The 7,910-nt window shown below is 66.4% G+C and carries 8 protein-coding genes and 2 pseudogenes; 6 read left to right on the top strand and 4 right to left on the bottom strand.

The window, feature by feature from the left end; translation table 11 throughout:
- Positions 1-40: 40 nt before the first annotated feature.
- Positions 41-358: pseudogene (locus tag ACNFOC_RS46845) on the bottom strand (hypothetical protein); the annotation flags it as partial.
- A 75-nt stretch (positions 359-433) separates the two neighbouring features.
- Between ACNFOC_RS46845 and ACNFOC_RS46840 the strand changes: the two are divergent.
- Both ACNFOC_RS46840 and ACNFOC_RS46835 read left to right on the top strand, forming a co-directional pair.
- Positions 434-1,066, top strand: a complete 633-nt coding sequence (locus ACNFOC_RS46840; protein WP_416965102.1) for a hypothetical protein — start codon at positions 434-436, stop codon at positions 1,064-1,066.
- Between the two features lie 143 nt (positions 1,067-1,209).
- Complete coding sequence (locus ACNFOC_RS46835) at positions 1,210-2,736, top strand: substrate-binding domain-containing protein (protein ID WP_416965101.1); 1,527 nt, start codon at positions 1,210-1,212, stop codon at positions 2,734-2,736.
- Between the two features lie 39 nt (positions 2,737-2,775).
- On the opposite strand, the gene ACNFOC_RS46830 is transcribed toward ACNFOC_RS46835, so the two are convergent.
- A complete protein-coding gene (locus ACNFOC_RS46830) occupies positions 2,776-3,486 on the bottom strand; it encodes an SLATT domain-containing protein (RefSeq protein ID WP_416965100.1) in 711 nt (236 codons plus the stop codon).
- 261 nt (positions 3,487-3,747) lie between these two features.
- On the opposite strand from ACNFOC_RS46830, the gene ACNFOC_RS46825 reads away from it, so the two are divergent.
- From ACNFOC_RS46825 to ACNFOC_RS46815, 3 genes are all read left to right on the top strand, one after another.
- Positions 3,748-4,092 (top strand): YbaB/EbfC family nucleoid-associated protein, encoded by a 345-nt coding sequence (locus tag ACNFOC_RS46825; protein ID WP_356053061.1) that lies wholly within the window; start codon positions 3,748-3,750, stop codon positions 4,090-4,092.
- Between the two features lie 68 nt (positions 4,093-4,160).
- Positions 4,161-4,760: a recombination mediator RecR gene (gene recR / locus ACNFOC_RS46820; protein ID WP_019063094.1), complete on the top strand. Its 600-nt coding sequence runs from the start codon at positions 4,161-4,163 to the stop codon at positions 4,758-4,760.
- A complete protein-coding gene (locus ACNFOC_RS46815; RefSeq protein ID WP_416965099.1) occupies positions 4,753-5,415 on the top strand; it encodes a DUF5063 domain-containing protein in 663 nt (220 codons plus the stop codon). The genes recR and ACNFOC_RS46815 overlap by 8 nt, the downstream gene beginning before the upstream one ends.
- Before the next feature lie 93 nt (positions 5,416-5,508).
- Here the strand turns inward: ACNFOC_RS46815 and ACNFOC_RS46810 are convergent, their stop codons facing one another.
- Together ACNFOC_RS46810 and ACNFOC_RS46805 are read right to left on the bottom strand one after the other, a co-directional pair.
- Positions 5,509-6,108, bottom strand: a complete 600-nt coding sequence (locus ACNFOC_RS46810; RefSeq protein ID WP_416965098.1) for a hypothetical protein — start codon at positions 6,106-6,108, stop codon at positions 5,509-5,511.
- Between the two features lie 108 nt (positions 6,109-6,216).
- On the bottom strand, positions 6,217-7,200 hold the full coding sequence (locus ACNFOC_RS46805; protein ID WP_416965097.1) for a NucA/NucB deoxyribonuclease domain-containing protein: 984 nt from the start codon (positions 7,198-7,200) through the stop codon (positions 6,217-6,219).
- 523 nt (positions 7,201-7,723) lie between these two features.
- Here ACNFOC_RS46805 and ACNFOC_RS46800 point away from each other — a divergent pair.
- Positions 7,724-7,798: pseudogene (locus tag ACNFOC_RS46800) on the top strand (DUF5063 domain-containing protein); the annotation flags it as partial.
- Between the last annotated feature and the right edge of the window lie 112 nt (positions 7,799-7,910).

Here is a 7,910-nt window from a genome sequence, read left to right as displayed (position 1 = left end):
TACCGACCTCGCCGAAAAATCCCGCCCAACCCGCGGAGCGCTACGCGCTGATGGGCCGCGACCAAGAAGGAGTAGTCCCCGTAACCCGGCACACCGCCAGGTACAAGGGAATCGGCGGCGTATACGGCAGCTTCCCGTCCGGCTTGTGGATGAGACCGGGCGCGCGAGGCGAGTCCGGGACGAGCGCGCCGGTGGTGTACCGCGCCGGCGCGGGCCAGTCCAGGGCGTAGTCCGAGTCGGACGGCACGATCCACCACCAGTGCGTCTCATCGGCGTAGACACAGCCGACGCGCGGCAGGCGGGGCAGGACCAGTGGTCCGAAATGCGCGGGGACCGCGACGGCGTCGCAGCCGAGCGGACGTGACCAGGAGGAGCCCGGTTCCGTTCACCTGAGTGGCGGAACGCCTGAACGGGTCGTGTCGCCGGACAGCCCTTGTCCTCCCGGAACAGTCCATCCGGCGCGGTCCCGCCGTACGGGGAGCCCCAGCCGCCGCGCAGGAACGGCAGGTCGACCGCGCTCCTCGTCGTGGTCGCGCTGGTCGTCGCGCTGGGGGCGGGCGGTTCGGTGTACGCGTTGATGAAGGGGGGTGGCAACAGCGGTCGTACGACCACCGGTTCGGGCGGTCAGGCCACCAGCGCCGCGCCCACGACCCCGGGACCGAGCACCGGGGAGTCGTCGGCGAGCCAATCGCCCTCGCCCTCCGCCACACCTACCGGCGACGGTGCCGTACCCAGCGGATACCTCGGCACCTGGGACGCGTCCATCGACAACGACACGGGCCACAACACCCGCCAACTCACCATCCGGCAGGGGAAGGTGGGCTCCCCGGTCCTCACGCTGATCGCGGACGGCCCCGGCTACCACTGCGAGTTCAGCGCCGACCTCGCCCAAGAGCCGGGCGGGGAGAGCCCGTTGGCGATCAGTGCCTCCACCGTCACCGCCGGGAAGCCGCTGACGTCCTGCAACCCGGGCTCCGCCACCGAGATCACCCTGCTGTCGGACAACACGCTGGAGCGCGTGAACACCGGCAACGGGGAGAAGCTGACGTACACGAAGGCGGGCTGAACGTCGGGCTGAGCGTCGGGCTGAACTCCCTTCACAGCGGGTCCAGTTGAACGTCACGCGAACTTCGGCCAAGACCCCCTGCGTGTTTTCCGGTGCCGCTCGTACCGTGACCCCACGATCCGGCTGGGGAGCGGGGGCCCGCAGTGGAGTGGCTGAGCGCGGAGAACGTCGTCGCCGTGGGCACGGCGGTGCTCGGTATCGTCGCGTCCGGCGTGATGGTCTGGTACGAACGCCGGGTGCCGCGCCGCAAGCGGATCGGCTACCGGGTCCAGATGGACAACCCCATCGGCGACGACGTCCGTTCGGGCCGCGCCAACCGCCGCCTCGGCCTCTTCGACGAGGTCCCCGGCATGTCCGACGCCACCCTGGTCCTGCTGCGCATCGAGAACGACGGTTCGCAGAGCATCGCCGACAACGACTACACCGGGCGTGAACTCCACGGCCTCACCGCGGTGTTCACCGACCGCACGATCCGCGGTGTCTCGGTCACCCAGCCGGTCGGCACCGATCATCTGATGGACCACTTCACCCCGGCGGCCGGTCTCGGCTACGACGGCAACACCCTGCGCATCCCCCGCGTCCCGCTCAACCGCGGCGACCACTTCAAGCTGCTGGTGCTGCTCTCCGGCGGCGACGTCGGCTGCCCGATCCGGCTCATCGGCGGCATCCGCGACGGCGAGGTGCACCCCAACCGCAGCGCCACCCCGGACGACAAGGCGCCCCTGTTCAGCCGCGCCTCCCGGCTGATCACCATCATGCTCACGGTGTGCGTGGTGACACTGGCGGCGATCGTCGTGGTCCGCGACGACACCCCACCCCCGATCGGCTGCGCCCACGGCACCCTCACCGTCACCGGTTCGACCGCCTTCGCGCCGGTGGTGGAGGAGGTCGCGAAGAAGTACGAACGGGACTGCGAGGGTGCGACGGTCGTGGTCGACCCGCACGGATCGACGGCGGGGGTAAGGGAGTTGGAGGCCACCGGGCTCGCCTCGACGAAGGGCTCACCGGCCGTCGTGGCCCTGTCGGACGGCCCCAAGCCAAGCGACATGCCGCGGCTGCGCGAGAACCGGATCGCGATGTCGGTGTTCGCGATCGTCGTCAACGACGGCATCCGCCTCAAGAACCTGACCACCGCGGACGTACGACGCCTGTACCGGGGCGAGATCACGAACTGGCGGCAGCTCGGCGGGCCGAACCTCGCCGTGCACCTGGTCAGCCGGGACGCCAACTCCGGGACGCGACAGGTGTTTCAGCGCCGGGTGCTGAAGCGCGGCGAGATCGCCAATTCCTCTGTCGACTGCGTTCACAAGGACGACCCGACGGCGCCGGTCATCCGCTGTGAACTCGACTCCACGGACCAGGTGTTGACGCAGGTCGCCGAGCTCCCCGGCGCGATCGGCTACAGCGAACTCACCCTCGCGTCCGGCGCGAAGGGCCTGCACACGGTCGAGCTGGACGGCCACCCGCCCTCCGTGGACGCCATCGAACACGGCACGAGCGACTACCCGTACCGCGAGATCGAGTACGCCTACACCTACGGCCAGCCCCCGGCCGACTCCCTCGCGTCGAGCTTCCTGACCTATCTCTCGCGGGGCAACGGCCAGGACGTGATCCGCACCCACGGCCACATCCCGTGCTGGACCCCGGAGGGCCTGAAGCTCTGCGCGTAAAGCTCTGCGTAAAGCTCTGCGCAGAGCCCGGTGCTCAGCTCATCGGGGCTCGGGCGGCCGCTGCCTCGGCATGTTCGGGCGGGTGCCGCCGCCCGGCCCCGGCGGCATCGGGAACCTGCCCTGCACGACGGTCCCCTCCTGCCGGCTCCCGGGGACCACCGCCGACTGGATGCCCAGCGGCCCCGCCCCGGTCCGGAACTCCACCATCCAGTCGGCCGTCTCCACCCGGACCAGTTCCGTCACGTCCTCCGAGAAGCGCCGCAGCACCCCCAGACACCGGTCCGCGGCCTCGCTCGCCGTGCCCTCCGCGGGCCCCAGGAACTCCCGCACGCCCTCCGACGCCCAGTCGAACTGGAGCACCTGGAGACGGCGCTGCACGGCCTGTGCCGTAGCGACGTCCCTCATCCAGCCGGACGTCATGCCGAAGAACCGGTCCCCGGCCACGCACGCGACCCCCAGCAGCAGCGCCAGATAGCCCCAGGCGGCCACCCCGCCCGCCACCCCGGTGAGGTCCAGCAGGGGCAGCGCGGCGCCCGCCAGCGCGCCCAGCGCGGCGCCCGCGCGCAGCATCCGCGCCCCGCGCCGCTTCCACACCCGGTCCGTGAGGTAGCGGGCCGCCGTCTCCAGCGCCCCGCTCTCGACCCACCGGTACAGCTCGTCCAGCCGGGCCGTCGGCTCGCCCCAGTCCCCGAGCGGGAACGTCCGCCCGGCCACATCGCCGCCTTCGGGCTGAATCTCCGGCTGACCCACCCGGCACTCCCTTACGTCGTGTGACACCTGATGCTGATGTGCCGGATCCTTCCTACCGCCCAATGGGTGGCGAAGGATCTGGTTTCACCTCTTTTCCGCCCGGAAGTGGGTCTTGATCAGGTATAGGACACGGTGAAGACTCACTCGAAAGAGTGCTGAAGCGATGACTGCCCGGACCACGTAGGCTCGTGCCGAGCGGGAGAAACCTCGCCCATACAGCCGTATCCATGACTGACAGCCGTACGAAACCAGGAGCTGATCGTGATTCCCGGTGGTGGCCAGCCCAATATGCAGCAGCTGCTCCAGCAGGCCCAGAAGATGCAGCAGGACCTGGCGAACGCGCAGGAGGAGCTGGCGCGGACCGAGGTCGACGGACAGGCGGGCGGCGGGCTGGTGAAGGCCACCGTCACCGGTTCCGGCGAGCTGCGCGCGCTGAAGATCGACCCGAAGGCGGTCGACCCCGAGGACACCGAGACCCTTGCCGATCTGATCGTCGCGGCGGTCCAGGCGGCCAACGAGAACGCGCAGACTCTCCAGCAGCAGAAGCTCGGCCCGCTCGCGCAGGGCCTCGGCGGCGGCAGCGGTATCCCCGGTCTGCCTTTCTAAGACAGGCCGCGGCCAACTACGGTACGTACGTACCTCCCGGCACGACTCCAGGAAGGGCAGGCAGTCCGTTGTACGAAGGCGTGGTCCAGGACCTCATCGACGAATTGGGGCGACTCCCCGGCGTCGGTCCCAAGAGCGCGCAGCGGATCGCCTTCCACATCCTCCAGGCGGAGCCGACGGACGTACGGCGGCTCGCGCAGTGCCTGATGGAGGTCAAGGCGAAGGTCCGCTTCTGCGCGACCTGCGGAAACGTCGCGCAGGAAGAGCTGTGCGGCATCTGCCGCGACCCGCGCCGCGACCTCACGGTGATCTGTGTGGTCGAGGAGCCGAAGGACGTCGTAGCGGTCGAGCGCACGCGTGAGTTCCGGGGCAAGTACCACGTCCTGGGCGGCGCGATCAGCCCGATCGAGGGTGTCGGACCCGACGACCTGCGTATACGAGAACTTCTCGCGCGGTTGGCCGACGGTACGGTCACGGAACTGATCCTTGCCACGGATCCGAATCTTGAGGGCGAGGCCACGGCCACGTACCTCGCCCGCATGATCAAGCCCATGGGCCTCAAGGTCACCCGCCTGGCCAGCGGCCTCCCGGTGGGTGGCGACCTGGAATACGCGGACGAGGTGACCCTCGGCCGCGCCTTCGAGGGGAGACGACTCCTAGATGTCTGACGCCACGCTGCATGCCACCGATCCGGACCCGGACGACTTCGCGGTCCAGATCGCGGACCAGGTCGAGAGCTTCCTGGTGGCCGTGTCGGAGGTAGCGAAGGGCGAGGACCCCGATTCGGCGGTCCCCTTCCTCCTCCTGGAGGTGTCCCAACTCCTCCTGGCGGGCGGCCGGTTGGGCGCGCACGAGGACATCGTCCCGGACGAGCGCTACGAGCCCGACCTGGGCCCGGAGCCGGACGTGGACGAGATCCGCGAGCGCCTCGCGGTGATGCTGGAGCCGATCGACGTGTACTCGGAGGTCTTCGACCCCTACGAGCCGCGCAAGGCCCCCGTACCGGCCCGTATCTCCGACGACCTCGCGGACGTCATCACCGACCTCCGCCACGGCATGGCCCACTACCGCGCCGGCCGCACCACGGAGGCCCTGTGGTGGTGGCAGTTCTCCTACTTCTCCAACTGGGGCTCCACGGCCTCGGCGTCCCTCCGTGCCCTCCAGTCCCTGGTCGCCCACGTCCGCCTCAACCAGCCCCTCCCGGAACTGGACGGCCTGGACACGGACCAGAGCGTCATGGGTGACGAGACGCTGGAGTTCGAGGCGGGCGCGGTGATGGCGGAGGAGATCGCGGGGCCGTTGGGGATCAGGCCGGTGAAGTAGTCAACTGGCGTTCTTTTCCCGGACGTTGTGGGGCGCGGTGAGTATGTTGCGCCTCATACCGCGTGTACGGGGCACATGCTGCCAAACGAGCGGTCAGATAGCTGGTCCGAGGTCTTGTGACGGTGTGGCGCTGGGCTTCCGCGGCTTCAAAGGAACAGGGGGGAGCCAAGTCGTAAGCAGCGTAGTGTTCAAGTCCTCGCTGCTGAGACTTGCTCCGACGTACCGGTGGACGGCGCTCAGCCCACGCGCTTTTCCGCTGCGACTTGATTCCATGTCAGCCTGTTCGAAAAGTGTGGCGGGCCCGGTGTGATGCAATGTCTGCGGGCCATCCATGCTGAACGACTCGACCATCCTGCTGTTCATCCAGCGGCCAACAGTTGTGCGACCTGAGATTGTGGAGAAAAAGACAGTCTCTGTTTCGGCGGAAAGTGCCGAAAGGATTTTCTCGTTCCAGCCCTGTGCGCCGTACGGTTCATATCCGAAGCCCCACCCGGGAATACTGCCAACGCGAAGCAGGGAGCCGGGCCCGGAGCGTCCGATCAGTCCGTCGGCCTCTTCTCCGCTTAAGGTTTCGATGTCAGATTCTGGGGCGCCGTAGCGGTGTGCAATCTCTGCGTCGAAAGTGCTTCGAGTGAAGGTAATCATGAAAGACTCCGGGGTGTTTTGAAGTAGAAATTCCTCAAGGGCTTCCATTATTCTGTCCTCATTGGTTCGACTGGTTGCCGGAATCGAATTTGGCCAGCCCGGCAGTCCCGCCTGTTGTATGGCGAGACTGCCGGGCTGGCCTATTCGTGGTGCAGTCTACGACATGGTCGTCGATACAGAGAAGTAGTCGAGATCGATAATTCGCTCCTGCTGGATCCATACTCCGAGGTCACTGTCGGCCTTGCTGTTCTCTGCACTGGGTACATGACCCCGGACGCACGGTTCCTTGAGGGTGACGGGTATATCTGAATACGCGGCGTACATTTTCCATGACCCGTCCGTGGCCTGTTGAGGTACCACCTCGCCGCAAAGGCCGCCATCGATTCCGCCCTCTGCGGTCATGGCGAAGGGGAATTCGTCGCAGGAATCATCCACCACGCTTCCCGGCTTGGGGATGAACGCCCTGCTGGCCCCAGTCCCACATGTCTTGGCCTGATGGGCGTCGGACGACCCGTACTGGTACATAAACGGATCTGCCGCAGTACCCTTCTTGATTCCTGCGCCGGTGGACGCGTCGTAGGCCGTCCAATAGTGCTGCGTGAAGTAGTACAAGTAGCCTGCAGCGCCGTAGGTGGCTACGTCAAAGTTGTAGTTCGGCTTGAAAGCTGGGATTGCGCAGCCAGGAGCGAGCGCGCCAGTGCTGTTCTTCATGGTGGTGTCGCATCGGATCTGCTGGGTGCTGCTCCAGTTGGCATCATTGATGGTCACGGCGCCACTGGCGGGAAGGAGATTGAAATTGTAAGCGGTCCTTATGAAGTTTTCGGTTCCGGCAGCCGGGATGTCGGTATAGGTGATGGAATCCGGCAGGGATTCTGGCGCCACCATGGGCATGGCTCCCGTCGTCCACGCCACGGGTTGATCCGCAGTGCACGGGGACGTGCAGGAAGCGGAAAATGTTGCGAAAGCGTTGACCATGTTCCCCGAAGCGGTAGGAACGCTGATGAGGTCGTCCTCGGTCCATGTGCCGCTACGTGGGTCCAACTGGGCCGAGCCCATGACTACTGCGGTAGCTGTCCCCAGCGGTTCGCCTTCTTCGTCCCAACTGTTGATTGTGAAGCCGATGCTGAAGCAGTAGCCCATCCGCTGTGACGTCCACGTGTTGGCCGTAATCGTGCAACTCGTGGCCGCGCGTGGACTGATCTGTGAGTCGAGAGTGGACTTGACCACTGAGGTGGACGTGACATGAGCGCATGTCGTAGTCGTCCCGGAATTCGTCGATCCCGCAATTACGGAGCAATTCTCCGAATCGTCGAAGAGTGACGAATCCATTTTGGACGGTGGCGCCTCTGATGCGCTGCTTGCCGTGCTCGGGTTGAGTTCTATCAGGCCCCCGTCGTCGGCCTGGGCGCTTGGTTCCCAAAGGCTGAATGAAAGGAGGAGGACAAACGAAGCCAAGGTGACTCCTCTTCGTGCGAGTCCAGGACGTAACATGCATTCCCCTTCTCTGGTGCCCGCATGGCAAAGTCACCTTAAGCGTCCATGAAAGAACTGGATGCTCAATGAATTGGAATGGCTCAAAATGATTACTTGGCCAGACCGGATTGCCCTGGCTGGCTGATGTATGTCCGCATGACGAGCGGGGGGTGGTGGCAGTTCTCCTACGACGCTGGAGTTCGAGGCGGGTGCGGTGATGGCGGAGGAGATCGCGGGGCCGTTGGGGATCAGGCCGGTGAAGTAGTCCTTGGTGCGGGGGCGTGGGGGTCACACCCCCCACGCCCCCTTTCCTACGGCCGTGAGCCCGCCCGCGAGCGCCAGCGACAACACCAGCACCCGCGCCCGAGGTTCAGGTA

Source organism: Streptomyces colwelliae, from assembly GCF_048158785.1.
Classification (GTDB): domain Bacteria; phylum Actinomycetota; class Actinomycetes; order Streptomycetales; family Streptomycetaceae; genus Streptomyces.
Note: the sequence above shows the minus strand (reverse complement) of the source record. Positions and strands in the feature narration are given on the sequence as shown.

Coding starts and splice junctions, on each gene's coding strand:
- ACNFOC_RS46815 (WP_416965099.1), top strand. CDS start 4,753: ATGTCTGACGCCACGCTGCATGCCACCGATCCGGACCCGGACGACTTC.
- ACNFOC_RS46810 (WP_416965098.1), bottom strand. CDS start 6,108: ATGGAAGCCCTTGAGGAATTTCTACTTCAAAACACCCCGGAGTCTTTC.
- ACNFOC_RS46805 (WP_416965097.1), bottom strand. CDS start 7,200: ATGGGCTACTGCTTCAGCATCGGCTTCACAATCAACAGTTGGGACGAA.